The organism is Rhodanobacter sp. Col0626 (genome assembly GCF_049994385.1).
Lineage (GTDB): Bacteria > Pseudomonadota > Gammaproteobacteria > Xanthomonadales > Rhodanobacteraceae > Rhodanobacter.
In genome coordinates this window covers 2,719,899-2,743,706 of record NZ_CP188260.1, presented here as the reverse complement: position 1 = coordinate 2,743,706, position 23,808 = coordinate 2,719,899, and the positions used below count along the sequence as shown (strand labels likewise).

Sequence of the window (23,808 nt, the reverse complement as noted above, 5' to 3'; positions counted from 1 at the left end):
CGGACGTGGCCGATCCCGACATGCATGGCCTAGGCAGCCGAAGCACGCGGAACTGCGGACAGCATCGTGGTGTTCGATGGCGTAGGTCAGCGCAGGTCGGGCATCACTTCACTTCATCCGCTCCATTCTCTGCATGTTTCGGCGAAAGGATATGGCCCAGGTAATCGGTTCCGCCGGGCATGCGGACCAGATGGGGATATTTCAGTCCGCCGTCATAGCGCACCGTATACAGCTGGGTGACGCCATCACCTTGCGCGCGTATCTGCAGCGGCTTGTTGTCCTGATGCGCCTGCCTGATTTCCTGACGCAACAGGCGCGTGCTGTATTTTTGTCCGTTGATCGCCACGAGCTTCATGCCCGGCGCGAGCCCGGCTTTGAAGGCGGGGCCTTGCCACAGCACGTCGACGATGCGGCCGTCGGGCGTGAGGAACAGGCCCACCGAAAACATCTCGTCGACGCCCGACGCGCTCAATTCGCCTTCACCGACGTTCTCCAGGGCATTCTGGTATGACGAGGGCTGGTCGGTATAGACCAGTTGCCAGCCGCTGCGGTCGATGCCGGACAACAGCGGCACCTCATCGCCCACGCCGTCCAGCCAGCCGTGCAGGAACTTGCCCCAGTCGTACGGTTGTACCGCGTCGAGTGCGGTGACGACGTCGTCGAACGTATAGGTGTGGGTTGTGTAGCTGCCGTCGTCCACGCTGAAAAAACGTTGTGCGAAATCGTCCAGCGTGCGCTGATCGTGACTCAACGTCCGGATTTGCGTGTCCACGGCCAGCCACAGCAGTTGGCCTTCGCGGTAGAAGTCGGTGGTTCGGCGCCAGTTTGCCCAGGCACCTGGTGCGCCGTAGACCAACTGCGCAGCGGTGCCGGTGTCTATCATCGGTCGCCATTCGCGGCCGGGACGATGCGCGAGCGTTGCCGCGCGGTAAGCCACCGCATCGCGCCAGGTCTGCGGCGACCACAATCCGCTGCGGACCGTGAGCATGTCGCCCAGGTAGACCGTGAGGCCCTCGTACGACCACAGCATCGAGCTGTGCTCGGGCTGCTCGAAATCGGGCTGCCACAACTGCGCCGGACGCATGAATTTACCATTCCACGAATGGGTGTATTCATGCGGCAGCAGCGAGCCATCGAGCATGAAATGATCCGGGTCGGCAAACATGTGCGTGCCGCCACGCGCGCGGTCGTCACTCGACTGGTGATGCTCCAGGCCGCCGGTCGACGTGTAGTCGCTCAGCGTCAGCAGCAGGTGATAGTCGGTGTAGTGGTGCGAGTGGAACAGCGCCTGTGCCTGCATGATCAGGCGGCGATAGTCGGCAATCTGCATCGGCGAAATCTGGATCGCGGCCGCATTGTCTCCGACCAGATCGAGGTAGCGATGCACCGACGAATTCGCCGGGGTGAGATCGATCTGCCGGAAATACTTGCCGGCGATGACCGGCGAGTCGACCAGCGTATTGAACGGCACCGTCTTGAACCTGATGCGTCCGCCCTCGTGCGTGGCTGTATCGAGCGCAGACGCATAGCCCCAATCCGCAGGGATGACCAGCGTGGGCTGAAACATCTGAACCTTGGACGGGTAGCCGGCCCGGTACAGAGCGACGTGATTCCAGTTGATACCCATGAGGTTCGGGGTGATCCGGCGCGATTCCGGAAACTGGAAACGGATGTCGATCCGGTCCGTGCCGGAAGGCACCACCAGGTGAAACGTGAACATGTCGATGGCATCGCGTTGCCACGCAATCCTTTTGCCGCCAGCCGATATCTGCAGGCCCATCATCGTGTCGATGGGACCGTCCGGCGAGTGGTCACCCGGGATGTACTTCGGGTAATAGAGCGTCAGCTCGCCGGGTTCGACAGGCATGACCTCGTGCACGTAGAAGACTTTCTGCGCCGGATGAGGCAGCTCCACCGTCAACTCGACGGGATGGGCGGAAACGTCTACATCCGCCAGCGCCATGCACGGCACAGACGCGATGAAGGCAGCAGCGCCCAGAAGCCATGGCAATCGTTTCATGTGTCACCCCGGAATACGCGACTGGATTGAGTACTCCGAATGGAACCCGTGGCGGGTAAATTTTCAACCGCCAAAAGACACGCATAGTCCATGGTTATGGTGGGCACACGTTTTTCATTGGCGGCTTTCGCTTGCCGAGGACTACGCTGCGATCCCGCAGTGGGCTGTGTTGGGGGGCGGGTGCTCGTTCGCAGGCGCCGCCGGCACACCCGCGGAATCCCGGATCGGAGCACATCTTCCCGACGGCGTCCGCCGGATCGGACGGCCGCAAAATCTTGCGCGATGCCGCGCCTGGCGTTGGGAGCAAATACGAAGGCAGCCGTGGCCGCCTTCGTGTGGAACGGACGGCGCAGATCAGGCGGCGAGCAGCGGAGGGATGTTGGTCGCGATGTCGTCGCCGCAAACATCACGCCACAGGTAATACATCACGCCGAACATCATCGCGAATAGCGCCAGGAGCAGGGCGATATAAAGCGGGATAACCAGTGCGAGCGCCAGCCATGGGCTGATGAAATTGGCAAGCAGGACGATCAGGCCGGCTGCGATCACAAACACGATCATCAGGGCAATCCAGGCAAGGGTGGCGCTCGCTACATAGACGAGCAGTGGCAGCACGTTCTTCAGTGCGCCGATCAGGCCGTCCCCGATGGCGCCGAAGACGCTGCGGCGGCTCAGCGCGACCTGGCCAAGGCTGATCGCATAGAGACCCATGATGAAAACGGCCATCAGCAAAAGGAGCGTGATGATGATCCCGAAGCCGTGGGGCAATGCCGGCGGCGGCAGGTGGCTGGTCTGTGCAGCCAGCGCTTGCATGTACCACGTGACGATACCGCTGCCCGTTGCCACGACAACGAGTCCCATCGCCACTGCATAGACCACAAACATCGCCAGTCCGTAGCCGATCAAGCGCCATGCTTCGCCTCGTCGATAGGGATTGAAGACATCGCGTGCACGAACCGGCAGTCCGCGTTCGGCGGCGTCCATCATCTGCAGATAGCCTGCATAGAGCGGCAGAATCAAAAGACCAAACACAAAGGAAATCGCCATGATCCAGACCATGGTGGTCGGGTTGGGCTGCGTGCCTGCCAGCATCGTGTGGAACTGCATCGGTAGCGTGATCAGCGACGGCAACAGGCATGCCAGCACCAGAATTCCTGCGCCTCCGAGCAGCGGTTTTGGATGGCGGAAACCCACGCTGAAGCCGCGTGTCAACCAGCCAAAGCCGGCCAACGGTCCTTTGGATCGTATCGTCATGGTGTCGCTTCCCCAGATGGTAGGCGCCCCCGCGCCCTGCAGGCCAAGCATAGCGGGCGGCGGGAACCCGCAGAACCAGTGCTGGAAAAAAAGCGTACGACAGGCTCGATGAAGGTCAGAGTGAGCTCCCCGGGTTTGACGAAAAACTGGCGCAAGAACTGACCTCGCTTTGTGATGCCCGCGAAAGTGGAGTTGGCCCATACTGATGCGACTTTTCCGGGAGCGAATCGTGCAAGCTTTCGATGGTCCATTCGATCTGGTGTTGTCCTATCCGCAGTGGCAAGGCTCGGGACGGCCGGAACATCTGCGCCACGGCGCGAAGGCCGCGGCCGAGGTTTGCCGTAATTACGGGCCGCTCGTGCGTGTCCCGGACGCCGGCGATGGCGAAGCCAGCGGCGGCATCCAGCGCTGGATGGCGATCGTCGAACAATTCCGTTCGGCCCAGGCGATCCTCGATGCGAGGCAGCCCAGGCGCATCCTGACTGCTGGCGGGGACTGTGCCTGCGATATCGCCGTCATCGATTACCTGCATCGACGATATCCGGACCTCACCGTGATCTGGGTGGATGCGCATCTCGATGCGAACACGGTGGCGACGACGCCCAGTGGCCATTTCCACGGCATGCCGGTCGCCGCGATCCTGGGTGACGCGCCGGCCGATCTGCAGTCGTTGCTTTCGACACCGCTGCCGCCGGCGCAATTTCGTTATGTCTCGGCGCATGTTGGCGATGAGGGCGATTGGGCGTTTCAGCGGGCCCGTGACCTGACATGGCTGGAAACCGGGCAATTTATTGATGCGGTTTCCGGGCCCATCCACATTCATTTCGACCTGGACGCGCTCGATCCCGCCGAATTTCCACACGTCGCCTATCCCGATGGCCGACTGTCCTTCGATGCCGGACTTGCCCTGGTGCGTAACGCTGCCGCCGCTGGCCTGGTCGGCCTGACGATCACCGAATTCGCACCTGCCGACGAGCGCGCTGCGCAGGAGGGTAGCCGCTTCCTCGAATTGCTATGCGAGGCTGCCGCAACCAGGCGCGATCAGGTTCAATCGCGTCCCTTCGAATGAAACCACGACAGGCCTTTTTGCTGCGCGTGTTGCGCGGAAGTGAGCCTTCGATCACGGTATCGGAAGCGACTGGCCGTGAACGGGGTACTGTTTTTTTTCGTAGAATCCCGCCGATATGAGCGATTCACCCTCATCGTTGCGACCGCGCAAAAAACCGATGCAGTCACGTGCGCTCGAGACATACGCCTGCATTCTGGAGGCGGCGGCGCAGATCATCGAGCGGCATGGAGTCGGCGCGTTCAACACCAACCTTGTGGCTGAGCGGGCGGGCGTGAGCATCGGTTCGCTGTACCAGTATTTTCCGGGCAAGGACGCGCTGGTGATCGCGCTGATGCGCCGCGAGAAGGAGCGTTTCGGTGAGGACGCTGCGGCCGCGCTGGCTGCGCCCGACGGGCGCGCGGCGTTGGCCCATCTGGTCGGTGCCGCCGTCCGTCACCAGTTCGATCGCCCTGAACTGGCGCGGCTGCTGGACGTGGAGGAAACGCGCCCGGAAGCGGAGCGCGAAGTGAAAAGCGCCAGCAACTATCGCGAGTTGCTGCGTGCCACGCTCGATCGGCCGGATTTGCCGCCGCAGCCGGATCCGGAGCTTGCCGTCGATGATCTCGCCACCCTGGTGCAGTTGTGGGTGGACGCCGCCGGTGTACGCGGCGAGTCGGATATACAAAGTCTTGAACGGCGTTTATTGGGGGCGATTCTGGGTTACCTCGACGTGCCGCCCCAGGTTTCGCACGCTGGAATGTGAGCAACGCGGTCGTCTGCCGAAAGGCGCTGGAGTCGCCGCGCCTGCATCGGCGCGGGCAGCGCGCGATATCGCGCATGCGAGTTGGCGGGCGCTGGGGCGTTCGACATCATGAAGCCTCCCGGATCAGCCGATTCGTCACTTCCCGAAGCCTCATGTCTCATACGCTTTTCCCCATGAAACTCAATCATCTCAGCTTTCCTTCCAGCGACCCGGCAAGTACGGCGACGTTCTTCGAAACCTATCTCGGATTCACGACATCGCCGGTGTCAGGGCACTGGATACTGAAGCGTCCCGGCTTCGACGTGGTCATCGAGGATGTCGACGCGGATACCCCGCACTGGCCGAGCAGCTTCCACGTCGGCTTCGAACTGCCGTCGCGCGCGGATGTCGAGTCACTGCACGCAAGAATGCTGGCGGATGGCGTGACGATGGAAACGGACGTCATCGACCACGCACGCGGCTCGCGTTTTTTCTGTCGTGCGCCAGGCGGCGTGATGTTCGAGTTGAACACCCGTGCCGATGCGGCGCCGGAATATCTCAGTACTTTTGACTGACACCACCCACCTCGTTCACCACGCCACGCGTTCGTCGCTGCCGCCGAACTCCGGCGGCAGTCCCGCGTAATGCGGCAGCGTGTCCTTCACCGGCAACCGTGCATGGCGGCAGTGAATGTGAAACTGAGGCTTGAACGCATCGACCGGCAGCCGCTCGCCGCGGACGCCGATGATCTCGCCGCCGGGAACCTCGCCCAGCAATTGCGTCCCGCAAGCGCGACAGCGGCGGCGCGGCATTGCGCGCAGTGTCCACGCATCGGTATCCCCATGCACTTGTACCGCCCCTGCGGGGAACAGCGCGACGCCGATGTAGGGACTGCCCGCTGCACGCTGGCAGTCGTCGCAGTGGCAATAGAACTGCTGCACGGGCAGTGCGGTCAACCGCACGATGACAGCGCCGCAGTTGCAGGCGACCTCGATCGGATCCATGGACAACCTCCATCGTTCTCGTTGGTATACACGCGGGACTTGCACATTAAACGGAAAACCCGGATCGGGTTGGACTTTTTCGGGTTGGACTTTCGCGAGCATCGATCGCGATGAGTCGAGCATGAGGTTTCCGTGCAAATGACATGGCGACACTGTTTCACGACAGTTCTTCCGCGCTAGTCTCGGGTTTTCCATGTCACGTCGTGCCCGGAGGCATGTGATGAACCTGCGCCACTGGTTTTCGGTGATTCTCTGCGTGTTGATACTTGGCATCGCCGATCCGAGCCTGGCGGCTGGGGCACCGCTTCGGGTCATGACGTTCAACGTGCGCGTGCCGGTGGATACCGGCATGAATGCGTGGGCGAATCGGCGCGAGCTGATGGTGAAGGTGATCAAGGCGGAGCATCCGGACTTGCTCGGTACCCAGGAGCTGACCCAGGAACAGGGCGAGTATCTTGCCGCGCACCTGCCGGGCTATGCCTGGTTCGGACAGGGCCGCGACGGCGGCACGAAGGGTGAGCACATGGGAGTGTTCTATCGCACGGACCGCCTGAAGGTGGTGCGTTCCGGCGATTTCTGGCTTTCCGACACGCCGGACGTACCCGGCAGCAAAACCTGGGGCCAACCCTATCCGCGCATGGTTACCTGGGCCCGATTCCACCTGCGCGATGGTGGCGGCAACTTCGATTACTTCAATACGCATTTCCCGTATCGGCCTGAGGACGTGCACGCGCGCATGCTCAGCGCGAACGAGATCCTGCAGCGGATTGGCAAGCTCCCGTCCGCGACGCGGGTGATCCTGGCCGGGGATTTCAATTGCGCGCCCGATACGCCGGCGCATGCCGAGTTGACCCATACGCTGCAAGATGCCTGGATGTTGGCGGCTCGGCGATCCGGGCCTGCCAAGACGTTCCATGACTTCACCGGGATACCGGACCAGCGCATCGACTGGATCCTGAGCCGTGGCTTCAAGGCCATCGCCGTCCGCACGATCACCACGCACGAGGGTGCGCGCTATCCCTCCGACCACTTCCCGGTCGTGGCCGAGCTCGTTCGATAGAGCTGCCTGCAACGGCTTTTCATGATCTCTACACAGCGCGTGATGTCTTGTCGCGGTTGTTCGCTGGTCGTGCGTGGGCGGAACACATGAAAATCATGAACGCTTTCTGACCCCCGGAGCCAAATGGGGTCAGGCCCATCCGCTGGCGGGTTGGAAGGTGAACTCGCGCCCATTCCGCCATGAGAGTCTGGGCGCAAGATCAGCCACGTAGCAGGGGACATTTTTCATCAGGGGCAAAAGGGAGGCCTTCATGAAGCATCGTTGTGCGTTGCGTGGCGCTGTCGCGTCAATCCATTTTCATCGTCCCCACCCGTTGGCTGCCGCATGCGCGGTGGCCTTGTTCGCCATCGCGAGCGCCGGACCTGCCGCTGCGCAGGAATCCGCAAGCCAGCAGCGAACGACGCCCGCCGCCACGTCGGTGACGCCCGCGCCACCAGATGCGGGCAACACGAAGGCGGACGACAAGACCCACCGCAACAAGAAGAAATCCGGGGAGGCGGTGACGGATTTGAGCGGCGTTGTCGTGACCGGGATCAGCGGCAGCATCGCCAGTTCGATGAAGACCAAGGAGGACGCCAACAACATCGTCGAGGCGATCTCCGCCGAGGATATCGGCAAACTACCGGACGTCAGCATCGCCGACAGCCTGTCGCGCGTGCCAGGCCTGGCGACGCAGCGCGCGGATGGCCATGCCAATGCCATCGCCATCCGCGGTTTGTCGCCGGATTTTGCCGGCACCACGCTCGATGGGCGCGAGCAGGCGACGGTGGGCGAGAACCGCGGCGTGGAGTACGACCAATATCCGGCCGAACTGGTCAATGGCGTGACCATCTACAAGACCCCGGATGCCGGCCTGGTCGGGCAGGGTCTGTCCGGCACGGTGGATCTGCACACGATCAATCCGCTGGATCTGTCCAAGCGGACCTTCGTGTTCAACCTGCGCGGCGAGCACAACAGCAACGGTTCTCTGAACCCGGGAACGGGTACGGGAGCCGGTGGCCATCGCGCCAGTTTTTCGTATGTCGACCAGTTCCTCGATCACACACTGGGCGTTGCGGTGGGTTTGGCCATGGCCGACGAGCCCATCCAGGAAAAGCAGTACCAGGCATGGTGGTGGGGCGCGGATAACGGCAGCGCCGGCATCGACCAGAACTGGGGTGGGCCGCACACGCCGGGCATGCCGGACAATGTGATCTCGCAGGAAGGCATGCAGTTGCGCGCGCAGTCGCAGAACCAGAAGCGCAATGGACTGATGGCCGTGTTCGAGTGGGCGCCGAACGACGTCTACTACTCGAAGCTGGACATGTACTACTCCACGTTCAACAAGCGCAAGTTCACCAACGGCGCGCAGTGGTCGAGCAGCCCGTACGACCATGTCGGCTACGACAATGTGCAGACCTCGCCCGGCCAGCCGCTGCCGATCGTCACCTCCGGCACGATCCTCGGCGTCTCACCGATCCTGCAGAACGAATACACCAGCGAGCACGACAAGCTCTATTCCATCGGCTGGAACAACAAGTTGTACCTGGGTGACTGGACGCTGATGGCGGACCTGTCCTCATCCAGTGCACGAGTGAAGCTGCACGACGCCTACCTGTTCAGCGGGCTGGCGAACGGTGCCTTTACCAACATCGACTTCAACACGCCGAGCGGCTTTGGCTATCCGAATTTCAGGCCGGGGGTCGATCTGAGCGATCCCGGCACGATGGTGTTTACCGATCCGGGAAGTCCCTGGAGCGATCCTCCCGGCTACGGCTACGACGGGCGCGAGGAGTTTGATCGTCAGGACGACACCATCCATGCGCTGCGCCTGCAGGCCAGCCATCCGGTCGGCTGGATCTTCAGCGATGTGGATTTCGGAGTGGCCTATTCGGATCGTACCAAGACCAAGCATGCCGATGTCTTCTTCGCCTATCTGAACGGCAACGGCTCCACGGCGAATACTTACCAGAGCAGCTTCAGCGCACCGGTCAACCCCGCGCTGCTCTACAACCCGACGTCGCTCGGCTATGGCGGCATTCCCGGCATCCTCAACTACAACGTGCTGAACGCGCTTTACAGCAATCAGTTCTACCTGGTCCAGAAAAACCGGCAGGGCGACTGGAGTCGCAATTACACGGTCGAGGAGAAGGTGCCGCTGGCATACGTCAAGTTCAACATCGACACGCACCTGGGAGACGTTCCGCTGCGTGGCAACGTGGGTGTGCAGTTCGTGCATACCGATCAGTCGTCGCAGGCATTGCAGACCAACGGCGATGCGCTGGTTGGAAAGATCACCGATGGCGCGTCGTACAACAACGTGTTGCCCAGCCTGAACCTGGTGGCCGAGATCGGACAGCGGCAGTACCTGCGCTTCGGGCTGGCCAAGACCATGGCGCGTGGCCGCATCGATGACGAGAAAGTGGCCACCTCCGCCGACGTTTCGCAGATCACCACGGGCCCCGGCGCGGGCCAGGTGCTGTGGTCGGGCAGCGGCGGCAACCCGCAACTGCGCCCGTATGTGGCGGTCGGCACCGACCTGTCCTGGGAGAAGTATTTCGGCAAGGCCAGCTATGTGGCGGCGGCGGTGTTCCACAAGAACCTGCTCAACTACATCTACAACCAGACCGTGCTCGATTACGACTTCTCCAATTACACTAACGACACACCCACGCTCGTGCCGACCAGCAACAGAGGCTCGTTCACCACGCCCGAGAACGGCACCGGCGGAAAGATGGATGGCCTGGAATTGTCCGGTGCACTGGAGGGCGGCCTGCTCACGCCTGCACTGGAAGGGTTTGGCGCGCAGGCCAACTTTTCGCTGACCAACAGCTCGATCCCGCTCAGCTCCATCTCGTCCGTTCCCGGCGGTCCGAAGACCCTGCCGGGCTTGTCCCGCAAGGTGGCGAACCTGGCGCTCTTCTACGAACGCTACGGCTTCTCGATACGCGTGGCCGAACGTTATCGTTCGTCGTTTACCGGGGAAGCGGTGGCCCTGTTCGATCAGCTCGGCTACACCCAGATCCAGGCCAACCGGCAAACCGACCTGCAGCTCGGCTACGCGTTTACCGATGGTCGCTGGGACGGGTTGTCGCTGCTGCTGCAGGTCAACAACCTCACCAATTCCTCGGATTCGACGGTGCAGGTATCCACGTTGGCCAACAACGTGCCGCTTACGCGACCGCTGGAATACGACACCTGGGGGCGCACCATCCTGTTCGGCATCAACTACAAGTTGTAGGCTTGCCCGGATGTGCCGCGCACGGCGTTCGCGTCGTGCGCGCGAGTTTGAAGGCTTGAGTGAGAGTTTCCGATGATCGGTAGCAGGTGTGTGCGTCTGGCTTGCGCCAGCACGTTGATGTTGGCGGCAGCCAGTGGGATGGCGGCGGAGGTGGCTCCGGCGGCGGCTCCCGCTATCGTGACGGAGCAGGCGCTCGCGCCAACCCATTACACCGACTGGCCACGGATCGGATCCCGCGCAGCGCTGGATCCGCATCTGGATGCCCATGCGCATGACATCGTCGCGCGCATGACCCTGGCGCAAAAAATCGGCCAGATGACGCAGGCGGAGATCAAGTCGATCACGCCCGACCAGGTCCGGCAGTTCCATATCGGTTCGGTGCTCAACGGTGGCGGCTCGTGGCCACATGGCAACAAGCACGCCAGCGTGGCGGACTGGCTTGCTTTGGCGGACAGCTATTACGACGCCTCGATGGCCGTCGATTCGCCGGTGAAGGTGCCGATCATCTGGGGCACGGATGCGGTGCACGGCGACAGCAACGTGTTCGGCGCCACGCTGTTTCCGCACAACATCGGCCTGGGCGCGGCACATGACCCGGCACTGATCCGGCAGATCGGCACGGCCACCGCGCGCGCCATGCGCGCCACCGGTGTCGACTGGGCCTTCGCGCCCACGTTGGCGGTGACGCAGAACGTGCGCTGGGGGCGCACTTACGAAAGCTTCTCCGACTACGGCCCACTGGTGGGCGCTTATGCGCGCGCCTATGTCACCGGGCTGCAGGGCGATTTCGGCGACGCGAACGTGATGGCTACCGCCAAGCACTTCATCGGTGACGGCGCGACCGCCAACGGCATCGACCAGGGCGTCGCGAAAGTGAGCCGGCTGGACATGATCAACGTGCACGGCGCGGGCTATTTCGGCGCGCTGGACGCGGGCGTGCTCAGCGTGATGGCGTCCTATAACAGCTGGGACGACGTGGCCGACGGGATCGATTACGGCAAGATGAGCGGTGCACGCGCGCTGCTCACCGGCGCGCTGAAGGACAAGATGGGTTTCGCCGGTTTCGTCGTGTCCGACTGGAACGCGATCGGCCAATTGCCCGGATGCAGCAACGCCAGTTGCCCGCAGGCCATCAATGCGGGCATCGACATGGTGATGGTGCCCGACGACTGGCGCGCGTTCATCGCCAACACCATGCGCCAGGTGCAGGACGGCGAAATTCCCATGGCGCGAATCGACGATGCCGTGAGTCGGATCGTGCGCGCGAAGCTGCTGATGGGCGCGTTTGACAAGCGCCCGTCGCAGCACGCCGGGGCGGGCGATGCGAGTGTGCTGCAGGACCGTGCGCTGGCGCGTCGCGCGGTGCGCGAATCGCTGGTATTGCTGAAGAACAACCATGACGTGTTGCCGGTCAAGCGTGGCAACAAGGTGCTGGTGGTCGGCAAGAGCGCCGACAGTATCGCGAATCAGGTGGGCGGCTGGTCGCTGACCTGGCAGGGCACTGACAACGGCAACGCCGATTTCCCGAATGCGACCAGTGTGCTCGCCGGCATCCGCGAAGCGGACGGCGCAGCAAACGTGACTTACCGTGCAACCACCGACGGTGTGGACCTGAAGGCGTTCGATGCCATCATCGCGGTCATCGGTGAAACCCCTTACGCCGAGACCATGGGAGACATCATTCCGTCGGCGACACTGCGCCACAGTGACCGCCATCCCGACGACCTGGCGTTGTTGAAAACAGCCGCGGCGTCAGGCAAGCCGGTCGTGGCGGTGTTCCTGTCCGGTCGCCCGCTTTTCGTCAACGACCTGCTCAACCAGTCCGATGCGTTCGTCGCCGCTTGGCTACCCGGGAGTGAAGGCGAGGGCATCGCCGATCTGCTGTTTGCCGATGGCGCTGGCAAGCACGCGTTCAACTTCACCGGCTCGCTGGCCAGGTCCTGGCCGGGCGTGCCGTGCCCGTACGCCGGCAGCGGCGGCGACAAGGCAGCGAACTGGCTGTTCCCGCGTGGCTATGGACTGCACTATCCAAGCCATCACACCTTGCCGGTGTTGCCGATGCATGCCGATGTCAGGACCTGCGCCAGCACGTCGACGCTGCCGATATTCCACACGCTCGCGCAGTCCCCGTTTGCGTTGTACCTGGGCGCGGGCAACAGCGGCCAGGATCTGCATGCGGTGGGGGCGGATCTGAACGGTGTCGTCGAGTGGCCTGCAACCCATCCGGTGCTCGACCTGCGCACGGTGCAGGTCAACACGCAGCAAGATGCCAAGTCCGTCACCTGGCATGGGCCCGGCAGGTTTTTCGCGCAAAGCCCGCAGCCAACGAACCTGATGCCGCTGGTGGCCACGCACGCCGTCTTGCAGTTCGACGTGGTGGTCGGCACGCCGGCCCAAAGCCCGGTCAAGATCTACATGGGTTGCGGCAACGATTGCATCCGGACGGTAGACGTCACCCGTGACTTCGCCGCGCACGACCCGGGCAAGCGGCAAGCGGTGTCCATACCGCTGCAGTGTTTCATCAAGCCCGGCGCGGATCTCGCGCATGTCGACATACCGTTCGGGGTACTCGCCTCGCCACCGTTTTCAGCAGCCTTTGCGAATGTGAGGATCGTCGCGGGTGCCGGAAAAGGCGCGGATGCGGCGTGCCCCGGGACAGCGGCTCAATGATCGCGGGAACAAGGCTGCATGAAGTTGTAGCAATCCGTGGCAAGCGCGCGCGCCATGGATGAAGGCCAGGGGATTGGCCGCTGGACGGCGATTTCATTGGTGGTCCTGCTGACGCTGTTGGCGTTATCGGCCCTGAAATGGTCGCGCCCACGACCTTTTGTGAGGATCATTGCCAAGGTGCTTGTACCCACCGGGACCGGAGTCCACGTGTGGGTAAGCACCGCTGATCGAAGCCTGCGCCTCGCGCAGCAGCCCGATGTTCTGGCTGACGAGCATGACGACGGCACGAACCCGGCCGATGTGGTCATCGACCTCACCCGGAAGTATCAAACCATGGCCGGTTTCGGCGCGGCGCTGACCGGTTCGTCAGCGTGGCTGATCCAGAACAGGATGAGCGCATCGCAGCGCGCCGCGTTGTTGCAGGAATTGTTCGATCCGCCGCCGGCGCTCAACTTCAATATGTTGCGCATCTCCATTGGTGCGTCGGATTTCTCGCCGCAGCACTACACCTTGGACGACATGCCCGCCGGCCAAGTCGATCCACAGTTGCAGCATTTCAACGTTGCCTCGGACCAGTTCGAGGTCATACCGATCCTGCACGACATTCTGGCCATCCGCCCCGGCGTGCAAATCATTGCGTCGCCGTGGAGTGCGCCGGCCTGGATGAAAACCAGTGCCAATGTGATCAGCGGGACTCTGCTTGAGCCATACGAAGCCACGTACGCGGATTACCTGGTGCGTTCGGTCAATGCATTCCAGGGTTACGGCATTCCGATCTTTGCGCTGACCGTGCAGAACGAGCCGGCGTTCGAGCCATTGACCTATCCCGGCATGCAGCTGACTGCGGAAGCGCGCGCCCGCATCATCGGCAAGTATCTCGGCCCTGCGTTGGCCAGGCGCGCACCCAGGACAGTGATCCTGGGTTGGGATCACAACTGGGACATGCCGGACCAACCCTTGAGCGTGCTGGCCGACCCCGATGCACAACGTTATATCGCCGGTATTGCCTGGCATTGCTATAGCGGCGACCCGAGTGCGCAGAGCCGGGTCCATCGTGCGTTTCCTCACAAGGACGTGTATCTCACGGAATGTTCGGGTGGCGATTGGCCGTCCGCCCGGAACGGTGAGTTGCTGTTGTTTGCACGCAACATCGTGATGATGTCGATCAAGAACTGGGCACGCGGCGTCATTTACTGGAACCTGGTGCTGGATGAAAACCATGGCCCGCACGCCGGTGGTTGCGATGAGTGCAAGGGCGTGGTCACGGTCGACTCCAGTACGGGCGCGATCAGTCGCAATGACGAGTATTACGCGTTCGCCCATTTCAGCCGCTTCGTGCTGCCCGGCGCGGTGCGCGTGAAGTCCGGCAACACGAACGCGGGTATCCACGAAGTCGCCTTCCAGAATCCGGATGATGGCTCGGTGGTTCTGGTGGCGGTAAACGGCAATACGCAGACCAACCGTTTGTCGGTAAAGCAGGGAGCCCTGCGCTTCCAGTACGACCTGCCGGCGAGCAGCGTGGCGACGTTTGTGTGGCCGCTGGGCAACACGAGTGCACCTGCATCGGCGGGAAGCGCATCCGGTGCCCGCGACGCGACACGGCCGCCTTGACCCTCCTGTAACTGGAACCCGGAACAAAGATCACCGATTGTCGAAGGCGTCTGCGTGGGGCAGCTCCGCATCCATGGCCAAATCCCGCAGGTGACGAAGCACGCGGGATCGACATCGCGGCGAACGAACATCGTCGTACCCGCTTCAGAGCGATACGGGCATCAATGCCATGTGCGCTTGCCGCCCGCGCCAGCGGGATTCATCTCGACGCTCAGCGTGAAGGTGCGTTGTTCGTCGGGCTGCATGGCGCCGACGCCCACCAGCTTGCGTGCGATTTCCTCGCCGCGTTCGTTGCGGATGGTCAATACCATCGAGTATTCCCACGCACCGCTGTCGACGGGGTTGCGAAAGCTGCCTTCCACGCGCAGTGGCGTGGACGCCGACGCTGCGGTTGTGTCGGTCGACTCACTGAAGCGCAGCTTGTGGCGACAGGCCGGACACACACCCGCACTTTCCAGAATGGTTTCGCGGCAGTGCGGGCAGATGCGCGTCGCCCCGGCCGTGCCTGGGCGTGTGGTAGTCACGATGCGGTGCCGTTGTTTCCGTTGGCCTTGTGCGCGCTAGTGCCGTCCTTGACATCGTCCCAGCCAAACTCAGCCTGTCCACGCATGCGCGAACCGGCTGCCACACTGAGCGATCCCGCCTTCAGGTCGCCGGTCAGCGCGCCGGTCTGCAGAAGCTCCACGTGCGCCGCGGATTCGATGTTGCCGATGAGTTCGCCGGCGATGGTGACCTTCTCGGCGCGGACGCTGCCGGTCACCCTGGCGCTGGGCTCGATGGTGACGTCGCCGCGCACGTTGACGTCGCCCTTGAAGTTGCCGGCGATGCGCACATGGCCCGCACCTTCGATCTTGCCCTCGATGGTGATATCCGGCGCGATCAGCGACTCGGCCAGAGGTTTGCCTTGCACGGGCTCGGAACGGAATGCGGGCTGCAGGGGTCTTTCCGCTTCGGGTTTGGTCGCCGGGATCTCGGGGCGGGCCATCTCCGTGGCTTCGGACGTTTCGATGGAGGTCTTGACGGGCTCTTTCCACAGGGACATGAGGAACTCCGATGCGGTTGGACGGGGGAGGGTGAGCGTACCCCCCAAAACAACCGCGAGGGGATGAAACGGGAAAAACAGGCTCCAGAATGTGATTCAGGACACGCCAGGCGCTTGCGCGTTCATCTAGGGCATTGCCCGAAGTGCGCACGCGTCGAGGAGGATTGGAGGTCAGTCCGGCTTGACCTGTCAGGTCATTGCGTGTGGGCGAGGCACGGAAAACACTCGCTCCCACTTCAACGTCCGGAGAAGGGACATGCGAGCTTCGAGCTGGATGGGGATCGTCGTCGGCATGCTGATCGTGCTGTCCGTGCGGGCGCAGCAGGGCGTCGGTGACTACCGCGGCCTGCCTGCCGACCTCGCCGCCGCCGCGACCGCCTATGACATCGCGCAGATGAAATCCGACCGGGCCGGGCTCGAGCGGCTTCTCGCCGATGACTACACACTGGCGAACGCCAACGGCAGAAACCAGACCAGGAGCGAGTCCATCGCCGAGTCGATGGCGCCGGGTCGCACGACCACGGATGTCGCAATTACCCGGCAAGTACGCAAGACGTGGCCGGATGGCGCGGTGCTCGCCGGCATGGTCGATGCGAAAGGCCTCGATCACGGCAAGCCGTACGCGATGCGCGCGCGCTTCGTCGATGTATGGGCCAGGCGTAACGGTCGGTGGAGGGTCATCTTCACCCAGATTCATAACGTGATTCCGGGCAAGTGAAGCTGAAGCATTGTGGGTTATGCGATCTTGTTGGCGCCTGGAACGTCGATCCGTGCGTCACGGCTGACGCTGTATGCCATAGCCGGTTGTTCGCTGCCTTGCGAATCGACAGTGCCAGGTCGGCGGGCATGACCTCGAAGGTCATGGCGTTGATGACTCGCCGCGTGGAAGAATCGCTGCACTTCTTGCTGGAGAATCCCATGCGTCGACTTCTGCTTGTTTCGGTGATGCTGCTCGGTCTCGGTTCCGCACAGGCACATGTTTCCGTAACACCCCCGACGCGGCTCGATCACATCCTGCTCTGGGGGCACGGCATCGACCAGGTGACCTCGGTGATGGCGGTGAAACTGGGCTTTCAGGTGCGCCCTGGACATGACCCTGGCGGGGTCGCCAATCGATACGTCCGGTTCGCCGACAGCAGCTTTATCGAACTGCTCGGTATCACCCGACCCAACCCGACCTTCGATCCCGGCATGAAGGAGGACCAGGCCGCGCTCAAGGGTGGGCCGGGATCGCGCAGCTTCGGCTTCCGTTCCTCGACGCTCGATGCGATCCGTCGCTCGCTCGATGGACTCCACTATGCGGTGACGCCGCTCTTCAAGGGACCGGACGGTGCGAAGCCGGGTTGGCGGTTGTTCGCGTTCGATCGTGCGCCGTTGTCGAGCAACACCTTCTTCATCGACTACGCCGCCGATTACGCGCCCGACCAGATCGATCCCGCCAATGCAGGCGACTACCGCGTGACGCGCGAGCACCCCAACGGCGCGCGTGAGCTGTCGGCGATATGGCTGGTGTCGGGCAATGCCGAATCCGACCGCGCGCAGCTCGAAAAGATTGGTTTCGGTAACGCCGTACCGATCAAATTGCCCCAGATCGGCGCCAGCGGTTTTTGTGTGCCGGTGGGGCCGACGGCGTTGCTGGCGCTCCAGCCCGATGGCACGGGTGTAGCCGCCGAAACCATGGCCAACGGCGGTCCGCGCGTCCTCGGCGTGAGCGTGGGTGTCGTCGATCTCGGGCGTGCGCAACGCTGGGTGGAGCGTGGCTACGAGCACAAGCTGATGGCTTATCGCGGCCTGTCGGGAGAGTCCTTCCTCGCCCCGACGCGGGAGGATCTGGGTCTGTCGATCGAATTCCACGCGATCCAGGCAGGCAAGGCGCCGTGTGCCGGCGCGAGCATCTAGGGATATTCTAGGGACCGCACTGTCCCCAGGATTCGCCATAGCCACGCTCTCGGCCATCGTGTCCCCGCCGCCGATCGGCGCGCTGTTGCGCGAGTGGCGTGCGGCGCGACGCCTGAGTCAGCTCGACCTGGCGCTGGAGACGGGCATATCGACCCGGCACCTGAGCTGCATCGAAACCGGCAAGGCGGGCGCGAGCCGCGACACGATCTCGCGCCTTGCCGACGCCCTGGGCATGCCGCTCAGGGAACGCAATGCCTTGCTGCACGCGGCAGGCTTCGCGGCGATGCATCCCGAACGTCCGCTGGCCGCGCCCGCGCTCGATCGCGTGCGCCAGGCGGTCGACCTGATCCTCGCGCACCAGGAGCCTTATCCGGCATTCGTGATCAGCCGGCACTGGGACGTGCTGGCGACCAATGCGGCGGCCATCAGGCTCAACCGGATCCTGATGGGTGGTCGGCCAAGCCGGCACGCCAATTTGCTGCACCAGATTTTCGACCCGGACGATTTTCGCCCGGTGATCGCCAACTGGCACGAGGTGGCGGGACGGTTCATCCGCCACTTGCACGATGACCTCGCCACCAACCCGACCGATCGCCGTACACGCCAGCTGCTCGATGAGATTTTCGAATACCCCGACGTGCCGGCGCGCTGGCGGGAGCGCGCGGTGGGCGACGAACCTTCGCCGATCGTCACCTTCACCTTTCACAGCGAGAGGGGCGAGCTCCGTTTCTTCGAAACATTCACGACCTTCGCGGCACCGCACGACGTCACCCTCGACGAGATACGGATCGATTGCACGTTTCCCGCCGACGCGCATACCGCGGCGGTGTGCGCCGAGCTCGCGGCGAGCGAGCCCGGCTAGCCCGATGAGATGGACACGCCGAAAGGCCCTGGCAGGCTGACTGCCCGGGCATCACAGGGTTCATGTGCAACGCGTGGACAATTATGCCGGCAGGCTGACCACCGACACGAAACCGCCGAAGATCATGCGCTTGCCGTCGAAGGGGCAGTTGCTGGCGGCTTCCATGCGCGGGTCTTTCATGAATTTCTCCATGCCGGCATCGCGGGTGGCCTTGTCAGGCCATTCCACCCAGGAGAACACCACGGTCTCGTCCTGCGTCGCCTGCACGGCGCGGCGGAAATCGGTGAGCTTGCCCTCGGGTACGTCGTCGCCCCAGCATTCCAACACCCGTGTGGCGCCGAACTCCATGAAGATGGGGTCAAAGGTATTGGCGTGGCCGATGAATTGCTCGCGGTTGGCGGTGGGCACGGCGATCACGAAACCATCGATGTAGGACATGACTGTCTCCTGGGGAACGGCGACCGGAATGGCCACCTTCCTGTATGCGACGAACGGGCGCGTGCGGTATCGACAGCGCTACCGAGCCATCGCCTTCCCGCAATGCGGACGAACCACTTCGTCCAAAGGGGGCAAACTCAAACAGCCCAAGGTTATCCGGCAGACTTGAGCGCTCCGCGGCCACGTGGGACGATCGTGACATGAACAGCCGACCCGCCGAAGCGCAACACCTGCGGGACCTCGCAAGGCTGCGCCGCGTACGCGACCGGATCGACCGAGAGTACGCGCAGCCGCTGAATGTCGAGTCGCTCGCCCGCGACGTGTACATGTCGGCCGGTCATCTCAGTCGCCAGTTCAAGCTCGCCTTCGGCGAATCACCGTACAGCTATCTGATGACGCGGCGCATCGAGCGCGCGATGGCCATGCTGCGTCGCGGCGATCTCAGCGTTACCGAAATCTGCTTCACCGTCGGTTGCGCGTCGCTGGGCACCTTCAGCACGCGCTTCACCGAATTGGTCGGGGTGCCGCCCAGCGTCTATCGGCGCGAGGCGGCGCTCGCGACGGCGGGGATGCCATCCTGCGTGGCGAGGCAGGTGACCCGACCGGTCAGGAATCGAGAAGCGGCGGACCCCGAGTCGCCTCTAGCATGACGACTCGACCCACACCGAGCAGGACATCCATGGACATCCATATTCACTCAAGCTTTCTTCCGCAAACCGACCCGGAAGCCTCTCTGGCCTTCTATCGCGATACCCTCGGCTTCGAGGTTCGCAAGGACGTCGGCTACAACGGGCTGCGCTGGATCACGGTTGGCCCGCCAGACCAGCCCGGCACTTCCATCGTGCTGTATCCGCCCACCGCCAGTCCCGGCGTCACCGATGACGAGCGCCGCACTATCGCCGAGATGATGGCCAAGGGCACTTACGCGATCATGTTGCTGGCCACCAGGAATCTCGACGCCACCTTCGAGCGGATACAGGCCAGCGGTGCCGAGATCGTGGAGGAGCCGACTGTGCAGCCGTACGGCGTTCGCGACTGCGCCGTCCGCGATCCCGCAGGCAACCTGCTTCGCGTCCAGGAACTGGGCTGAGTCGTTCGGCGATCGTCTTGGCGAGCGGCAGCAACGAGAGGACAGGAACCATGGCCGTGAAGAAGAGCGTTCCGGAGAAAGCAGAGGGAAACACTCCCACCCAGCTGATCGATGCGAGGATCGATCAGCTGGGTGGCTGGCGGGGCGAGACGCTCGCCCGGGTCCGGGCGCTCATCAAGCGGGCCCTTCCCGACGTGGTGGAGGAATGGAAGTGGCGCGGCGTTCCGGTGTGGTATCACGCCGGAATGATCTGTACCGGCGAGGCGTACAAGGATCACGTGAAGATGACCTTCGCCAAGGGCGCCTCGCTGGATGATCCTTCCGGTCTTTTCAACGCCAGCCTCGAAGGCAATGCCAGGCGCGCCATCGATATCCATGAGCACGAAAAAGTTGACGAAAAAGCGTTGATGGCGCTCATTCGCGCCGCCGCGGCGTTGAACGCGTCAAAGGCCAGCGGAAAGTCGGGAGCGAGGGCGAAGAGAGCGTGAGAAAAGGGGGCGGAAGATGCTGGATGGCGCTCCGCCCGGCCTCCTCGCTGCATCTTCGGGGTGCCTTGGGGGGACCGGATTTTCTGTCGCGGACGCAGGATTCCATCGCTGAAAATGGCAGAAAACCCTCCGACGCCCTGTGCAAATGGGGCGCCGGTTTGTTTTGACCCGGCACGGATGCCATGGTGTTAAGTTGAACGGATTCTTTTCTGCTGCAGGGGGTTGTTCATGTCCGTCGTTTCTTCTGCCGAGTCGGTTGGTGCGCGTCGCATGGCGATGCGTGTGCTGGTGGTCGTGTCGATCGCACTGGCGGCGAATGCCGCCTATGCGCAGGAGACGCACAGCGCCCAGGTGCCACCGCCCCAGGATGTGCCATATCCCGGCACTATCGCGATCCATGTCGATGCCAGCGACACATCGCAGGGAATCTTCCGCGTACACGAGACGATCCCGGTGCAGACCGGCAAATTGACGCTGCTGTATCCGCAGTGGATTCCCGGCAACCATTCACCGAGCGGCCCGATCAACATGCTGGCAGGACTGGATGTGAGTGCGAACGGCAAACCGATGAAGTGGAAGCGGGACAAGTACGACGTGTTCGTGTTCCACCTCGACGTTCCCGCAGGTGTTTCCAGTATCGATGTGGACTTTCAGTACCTGTCCGGCCGCACCGGCAATGACGGTTCGATCGAGATGACCGACCGCATGCTGGATCTGGCGTGGAGCGAGATGGCGCTGTATCCGGCCGGGTATTTTTCGCGTGGCATCACCTTCGCGCCCAGCGTGACGCTGCCGCACGGCTGGCAGTTCGGCACGGCGCTGGAGAAGATCTCGCAGTCGAGCGATACCACCACGTTCAAGCCGGTGCCGTTCAACACGCTGGTCGACTCTCCGATGTACGCCGGCCGATATTTCAAGCGCGTTGACCTCAATCCCGGCGGCGAGGCGCCGGTGAATCTGGACATCGTGGCCGACGCGCCGAAGTACCTGGAGATGACGCCCGAGCAAGTCAGGGCGCATCGCGCGCTGGTGACGCAGGCGGTGAAGCTGTTCGGCGCGCACCATTACGACCACTACGACTTCCTGTTTTCGCTGTCGGACCAGTTGAGCGGCAACGGGCTGGAGCATCACCAGTCCAGCGAGGATGGCATGGATGCCGACTACTTCACGGCCTGGGCCGACAATGCACCCAACCGCGACCTGCTGGCGCACGAGTACGTGCATTCGTGGAACGGCAAGTTCCGTCGCGCCGCCGATTTGTGGACGCCCAACTTCAATGTGCCGATGGGTGATTCGTTGATGTGGGTGTACGAGGGTCAGACCCAGTATTGGGGGTTCGTGCTGACCGCGCGCGCCGGCCTGTGGACGCCCGAGCAATTCCGCGATGCACTGGCCATGGTGGCGGCCAACTACGACCGCAACCGCCCCGGGTTCGACTGGCGCACGCTCGAGGACACCACCAACGACGCAACGGCTGCGCACCGCTCGGCGCTGCCATATCGCAGCTGGCAGATGAGCGAGGAGTACTACAGCGCCGGACAGATGATGTGGCTGGCGGTGGACGCAAAAATTCGCGCACTGACGCATGACGGCAAGTCGCTGGACAATTTCGCGCAGGCGTTCTTCGGTGTCGACAACGGCAGCTTCGTGACGAAAACCTACACCTTCGACGACGTGGTCGCGGCGCTGGACGGCGTGGCGAAATACGACTGGGCCACGTTCCTGCATTCCCGCGTCGACGCGCGCCGGCCGCCGTTGCTCGATGGCGTGGCGGCGTCAGGCTGGAAGCTGGTCTACACCGACAAGCAAAGCGCGTACGAGAAAGAGTACGAGAGCCGGCCGGAATCGTCCCGCCACATGTTCAATTTCGCCTGGTCGATCGGTTTGACGATCAACAAGCAGGGGCAAGTCAACGACGTACGCTGGAACGGCCCTGCGTTCAAGGCTCGCGTCAGCACCGGCGCCACACTGGTTGCGGTGAACGGCCAGACCTATACGAGCGACGTGCTGAAGGATGCCATCACCGCAGCCAGGGACAGCAAATCGCCGATCCAGTTGTTGCTGAAGTACCAGGGTGAATACCGCAACGTGCCGGTGGATTACCACGGCGGTCTGCAATACCCGCACCTGGTACGCGTCGAAGGCACGCCGGATTACCTGAGTCGGATCATGGCGGCGAGTGGAACCAAGGGGTGAGGTTATCGAGTTCGCCCCGTATCGGGGCGGGCCTGGAAAGCGATCGGGGTGAGGATATCGACCGGGCCTTCGGGCCCGGCGCCGATGGCTACCTCGTGACGTCACGCTCCGCGATGTCCTTCTTCGCCGTGGCTTGTGTTGGCGTGGCTCGTGGCGTCGTGCTGGATGCCTGCAACATGACCAGCGGGGCGTTTTCGTAGCGATACTCCAGTGCATCCTGCAACTGGCGCAGGGTGGTGACCCGGGTGCAAAGGGCCAGCGCGCGATGCTGCAGTTCTGCGCTACGTGCTTCGACGAGTCGGTCCACCTCCTGGTCCACCCCGTCGGCGCGTTTGTCGAGGCGACCCGCACGGCCGGTGAAGACGGCCCATAGCGCACTGCGGCTGATGCTGTGGGCTGCTTCTTCGGCGGCTTGCGCGATATCGGTTTCGAATTTTTCGCCGAAGCCATGCTGGTCCCAGCGGCCCTTGCCGAGACTGTCATCGATGTCGTTCAACATGTGCTCGCGATGGCGCTCGACCTTGCCGGCCTTGCGCTCGCTCGCGGTCATCGCGCGTGTCACGGCTGTCAGTGCGTCGAACGTGATGTCGACGGAGTCGCGGGCGATGCCAGCGACCTGGGGTATCAGTGCGCGGGTTTCCTCTTCCATCTTCCGCAGCCGCATCTCATCGGCCGCATCCACCGATTGCATCTTGTGGTCGATGCTGAGCTTGCCGTCGTGGAAGAAGATTTCCATTGGCAATCCATCGCGTCGATATAGCAGGACGCCATCGTTATCCACCTGCACGTTGTAGGGCGTGGAGAAGCCGCATTCTTGCGACGACAGATCCGGCGTTTTCTTTGCATCGGCATGCACGGCGCCGACGGCAAATGGGAATAAACCGGCGATGGCGATGACGGTGCGCATGACAGCCCACGTGGGAGAAGGAGGGTGAATGATGGTTCGGCGTGGATATCGGGACGCGTGTGAAAAGTCATGGCAGTCGACGACCCGCCAATTCACCGGCGTATGCCCGGTCGGTTTCGAGGCTTTATCGAGCGTGCGGGCTAGGTCACCTGTGTCAGCCGGGTCTGGATGCTTGTGAACAGGATCGGTCCTGACATCGTCTAGACCTGAATCACGCCACACTTGTCACTCCCCCTGTTCGACGCTGGCGCGGAAAC

21 protein-coding genes are annotated in these 23,808 nt (G+C 63.0%); 14 read left to right on the top strand and 7 right to left on the bottom strand.

All coding sequences use genetic code 11. The features are described 5' to 3' along the window. Positions 1–103: 103 nt before the first annotated feature. Both ACPPVV_RS11865 and ACPPVV_RS11860 read right to left on the bottom strand, forming a co-directional pair. Positions 104–2,020, bottom strand: coding sequence for a M61 family metallopeptidase (locus ACPPVV_RS11865; RefSeq protein ID WP_426700094.1), 1,917 nt, complete (start codon positions 2,018–2,020; stop codon positions 104–106). A gap of 354 nt (positions 2,021–2,374) precedes the next feature. Next, positions 2,375–3,274: a hypothetical protein gene (locus ACPPVV_RS11860; protein WP_426700093.1), complete on the bottom strand. Its 900-nt coding sequence runs from the start codon at positions 3,272–3,274 to the stop codon at positions 2,375–2,377. 229 nt (positions 3,275–3,503) lie between these two features. On the opposite strand from ACPPVV_RS11860, the gene ACPPVV_RS11855 reads away from it, so the two are divergent. The 3 genes from ACPPVV_RS11855 (at position 3,504) to ACPPVV_RS11845 (ending at position 5,639) form a co-directional block, all read left to right on the top strand. Next, positions 3,504–4,343, top strand: a complete 840-nt coding sequence (locus tag ACPPVV_RS11855; protein WP_426700092.1) for an arginase family protein — start codon at positions 3,504–3,506, stop codon at positions 4,341–4,343. Between the two features lie 115 nt (positions 4,344–4,458). Continuing rightward, on the top strand, positions 4,459–5,085 hold the full coding sequence (locus ACPPVV_RS11850; protein WP_426700091.1) for a TetR/AcrR family transcriptional regulator: 627 nt from the start codon (positions 4,459–4,461) through the stop codon (positions 5,083–5,085). Next, complete coding sequence (locus ACPPVV_RS11845; protein WP_426700090.1) at positions 5,082–5,639, top strand: VOC family protein; 558 nt, start codon at positions 5,082–5,084, stop codon at positions 5,637–5,639. The genes ACPPVV_RS11850 and ACPPVV_RS11845 overlap by 4 nt, the downstream gene beginning before the upstream one ends. A gap of 15 nt (positions 5,640–5,654) precedes the next feature. Here the strand turns inward: ACPPVV_RS11845 and ACPPVV_RS11840 are convergent, their stop codons facing one another. Continuing rightward, positions 5,655–6,068 (bottom strand): GFA family protein, encoded by a 414-nt coding sequence (locus tag ACPPVV_RS11840; protein ID WP_426700089.1) that lies wholly within the window; start codon positions 6,066–6,068, stop codon positions 5,655–5,657. Between the two features lie 220 nt (positions 6,069–6,288). Here ACPPVV_RS11840 and ACPPVV_RS11835 point away from each other — a divergent pair, with 220 nt between their 5' ends. The 4 genes from ACPPVV_RS11835 to ACPPVV_RS11820 all read left to right on the top strand — a co-directional run bounded on the left by ACPPVV_RS11835 (position 6,289) and on the right by ACPPVV_RS11820 (position 14,629). Next, positions 6,289–7,128 carry an endonuclease/exonuclease/phosphatase family protein gene (locus ACPPVV_RS11835; protein WP_426700088.1) on the top strand — a complete coding sequence of 280 codons (840 nt, stop codon included), beginning with the start codon at positions 6,289–6,291 and terminating at the stop codon, positions 7,126–7,128. A gap of 250 nt (positions 7,129–7,378) precedes the next feature. Next, the gene (locus ACPPVV_RS11830) at positions 7,379–10,348 is read left to right on the top strand and encodes a TonB-dependent receptor (protein WP_426700087.1); all 2,970 of its coding nucleotides are present in this window, start codon (positions 7,379–7,381) and stop codon (positions 10,346–10,348) included. A 72-nt stretch (positions 10,349–10,420) separates the two neighbouring features. Next, positions 10,421–13,018 (top strand): glycoside hydrolase family 3 N-terminal domain-containing protein, encoded by a 2,598-nt coding sequence (locus tag ACPPVV_RS11825; protein ID WP_426700086.1) that lies wholly within the window; start codon positions 10,421–10,423, stop codon positions 13,016–13,018. Positions 13,019–13,072: 54 nt separating this feature from the next. Then, positions 13,073–14,629, top strand: a complete 1,557-nt coding sequence (locus tag ACPPVV_RS11820) for a glycoside hydrolase family 30 protein (RefSeq protein WP_426700085.1) — start codon at positions 13,073–13,075, stop codon at positions 14,627–14,629. Positions 14,630–14,790: 161 nt separating this feature from the next. On the opposite strand, the gene ACPPVV_RS11815 is transcribed toward ACPPVV_RS11820, so the two are convergent. After that, entirely contained in the window at positions 14,791–15,153 is a 363-nt protein-coding gene (locus tag ACPPVV_RS11815; protein ID WP_426700084.1) for a hypothetical protein, read from the bottom strand. After that, positions 15,150–15,671, bottom strand: coding sequence for a bactofilin family protein (locus tag ACPPVV_RS11810; protein WP_426700083.1), 522 nt, complete (start codon positions 15,669–15,671; stop codon positions 15,150–15,152). Before ACPPVV_RS11810 ends, ACPPVV_RS11815 begins: the two co-directional genes overlap by 4 nt. A gap of 292 nt (positions 15,672–15,963) precedes the next feature. On the opposite strand from ACPPVV_RS11810, the gene ACPPVV_RS11805 reads away from it, so the two are divergent. The 3 genes from ACPPVV_RS11805 (at position 15,964) to ACPPVV_RS11795 (ending at position 18,432) form a co-directional block, all read left to right on the top strand. After that, a complete protein-coding gene (locus ACPPVV_RS11805) occupies positions 15,964–16,389 on the top strand; it encodes a nuclear transport factor 2 family protein (protein ID WP_426700082.1) in 426 nt (141 codons plus the stop codon). Positions 16,390–16,589: 200 nt separating this feature from the next. Then, the gene (locus tag ACPPVV_RS11800; protein WP_426700081.1) at positions 16,590–17,570 is read left to right on the top strand and encodes a VOC family protein; all 981 of its coding nucleotides are present in this window, start codon (positions 16,590–16,592) and stop codon (positions 17,568–17,570) included. Next, complete coding sequence (locus ACPPVV_RS11795) at positions 17,551–18,432, top strand: helix-turn-helix domain-containing protein (RefSeq protein WP_426700080.1); 882 nt, start codon at positions 17,551–17,553, stop codon at positions 18,430–18,432. The genes ACPPVV_RS11800 and ACPPVV_RS11795 overlap by 20 nt, the downstream gene beginning before the upstream one ends. 81 nt (positions 18,433–18,513) lie before the next feature. Here ACPPVV_RS11795 and ACPPVV_RS11790 read toward each other — a convergent pair whose 3' ends face one another. After that, a complete protein-coding gene (locus ACPPVV_RS11790) occupies positions 18,514–18,870 on the bottom strand; it encodes a DUF1428 domain-containing protein (protein ID WP_426700079.1) in 357 nt (118 codons plus the stop codon). Positions 18,871–19,070: 200 nt separating this feature from the next. Between ACPPVV_RS11790 and ACPPVV_RS11785 the strand changes: the two genes are divergently transcribed. The 4 genes from ACPPVV_RS11785 to ACPPVV_RS11770 all read left to right on the top strand — a co-directional run bounded on the left by ACPPVV_RS11785 (position 19,071) and on the right by ACPPVV_RS11770 (position 22,644). Further along, positions 19,071–19,520, top strand: coding sequence for a helix-turn-helix transcriptional regulator (locus ACPPVV_RS11785; protein WP_426700078.1), 450 nt, complete (start codon positions 19,071–19,073; stop codon positions 19,518–19,520). 29 nt (positions 19,521–19,549) lie between these two features. Next, positions 19,550–19,960, top strand: coding sequence for a VOC family protein (locus tag ACPPVV_RS11780; protein ID WP_426700077.1), 411 nt, complete (start codon positions 19,550–19,552; stop codon positions 19,958–19,960). A gap of 50 nt (positions 19,961–20,010) precedes the next feature. Continuing rightward, positions 20,011–20,448 (top strand): DUF1801 domain-containing protein, encoded by a 438-nt coding sequence (locus tag ACPPVV_RS11775; protein WP_426700076.1) that lies wholly within the window; start codon positions 20,011–20,013, stop codon positions 20,446–20,448. A gap of 228 nt (positions 20,449–20,676) precedes the next feature. Further along, the gene (locus ACPPVV_RS11770; RefSeq protein ID WP_426700075.1) at positions 20,677–22,644 is read left to right on the top strand and encodes a M61 family metallopeptidase; all 1,968 of its coding nucleotides are present in this window, start codon (positions 20,677–20,679) and stop codon (positions 22,642–22,644) included. Positions 22,645–22,732: 88 nt separating this feature from the next. On the opposite strand, the gene ACPPVV_RS11765 is transcribed toward ACPPVV_RS11770, so the two are convergent. Next, a complete protein-coding gene (locus tag ACPPVV_RS11765) occupies positions 22,733–23,551 on the bottom strand; it encodes a DUF2884 family protein (RefSeq protein WP_426700074.1) in 819 nt (272 codons plus the stop codon). Positions 23,552–23,808: the final 257 nt, after the last annotated feature.